We start from the raw sequence: 524 nt of genomic DNA, 5'->3' as shown, positions 1-524 counted from the left end.
CGAAACTGTAGTGGTCTAATGAAACCGGCCCCAATGTCTGAAACAAAGACATCAGGGCCATCCCCCTATGACTGTTGCTCGTTCCAGGCCGTGCCTTGCACCGGCTTGCCTTTGAAGGTGCCGCTGGCCTTGGCCACGCCTTCATAGGTATCACTGGGCTTGGTGCCAGGAAGCGTGGGGAAGGGAAAGTCTTGCGCATCCACCAAACTGACGACATGGAGCAGGGCATCGAACGCTGGAATCTCTACCTTGAACTCCATGAAGAACACCACGCCGGTCGGACCGGTCCAGGTTCTCCCGGTCGGCGTCATCGTGCAATCCGTCTGGAAGTAGGTGGTCCCATCGGGGAACTCAATCGTTGCCTTGCTCGGCACCGGCACATCGAGCTTGGGCGCAGGAGCGCTCTTGCTGAATGTCGTGTAGTGCGAGATGTGCACTCCGTTGTCCAACTGCAGGGTCTGCAGGAACCACATGACCGGGTGGGCCGCGTCTCCGAAGTTGCCATACTCGTGGTCCATCCACGT

At 58.6% G+C, this 524-nt stretch carries 1 protein-coding gene; it reads right to left on the bottom strand.

What is annotated here, in order from left to right; translation table 11 throughout:
• Positions 1 to 65: 65 nt before the first annotated feature.
• On the bottom strand, positions 66 to 524 hold a 459-nt coding region (locus M5B99_RS29760; protein ID WP_248807476.1), incomplete at its 5' end, for a hypothetical protein.

Origin of the sequence: Pseudomonas sp. MWU13-2100, from assembly GCF_023242365.1 — a bacterium.
In the GTDB taxonomy this organism is placed as follows: Bacteria; Pseudomonadota; Gammaproteobacteria; order Pseudomonadales; family Pseudomonadaceae; genus Aquipseudomonas.
Note: the sequence above shows the minus strand (reverse complement) of the source record. Positions and strands in the feature narration are given on the sequence as shown.